Annotated in this window: 1 protein-coding gene and 1 pseudogene; both read right to left on the bottom strand. The window is 64.0% G+C overall.

Features of this window, described 5'->3' with window-relative positions:
* Positions 1–79 precede the first annotated feature (79 nt).
* A pseudogene (locus ABD207_RS24170) lies at positions 80–395 on the bottom strand (transposase family protein); the annotation flags it as partial.
* A gap of 10 nt (positions 396–405) precedes the next feature.
* Positions 406–639, bottom strand: a complete 234-nt coding sequence (locus ABD207_RS24165) for a hypothetical protein (protein ID WP_344015210.1) — start codon at positions 637–639, stop codon at positions 406–408.
* Positions 640–774: the final 135 nt, after the last annotated feature.

Genomic DNA, 774 nt, shown 5'->3' with positions numbered 1-774 from the left:
TTTTTCGCGGTCGGTATCTGGTCCCTGACGAACGCAACAAGGCTTGATGTGGTGAACAAATTGCGTTCATTGAGCTTCTTCAGCGGTGACGCTCCAGGGTGAGGATGGCTTTGGCGATTGACGTCATGCTGGTCGGGCTGCATCGGGATCTGCGGAAGATTCGCCAGATCTTCAGGCGTGCGACGCCGCGTTCGACTGGTGCCCGTGCTGTGGCCAGGGCCTTGTTGATCGTTCTCTCGGTGGGGGTGAGTTCTTGCCGGGGCCTACGCTTGATGCCCGCGGTCAGCCAGGGGCCGGCGCCGATGTAGGCGAGGTCGGCCAGGATGGGGACGCCCTGGCGTTCGCAGATCCGGATGATCCGGGTGGGTGCGGGCCGCCGTCGGGTCGTGTCTGCGCCGACGGTTGCTATGGAGGTAGGCCGTCCTTTTCAACAAAGCGGGTCGGCAAGCGGGGCTTCGAGGTCGGCGATGCGCCGGTCCTGACGCGGAGGTTGGAGCGGGTGGCCCTGAGTCGTTCGTCGAAGGTGCGGTTGTCTTCGGTCAATTGCGGACTCGTCGCGAGGCTGGTGTTCTCGGTGGTGATCTGCTGGATGGCCTCCTCGGTCCATTGAGCGGTGTGCATCGTGAAGTTGCAGGTCACTGGGTTGGTGTGTCGGTGAGCGCGTCCAACTCGCTGCGGCGAGCCGTGATCCGATCCAGCTCGGACATCTCCGTTCCCTCCCCGCAATCCGGTTGACCTACTGGCACGGCGACGGATCGTAGGCGGACCCGCGCG

It is taken from the genome of Streptomyces thermospinosisporus (assembly GCF_039526425.1).
In the GTDB taxonomy this organism is placed as follows: Bacteria; Actinomycetota; Actinomycetes; order Streptomycetales; family Streptomycetaceae; genus Streptomyces; species Streptomyces thermocarboxydovorans.
The sequence above is the reverse complement of the archived record's forward strand: the minus strand, read 5'-3'. Positions and strand labels throughout refer to the sequence as shown.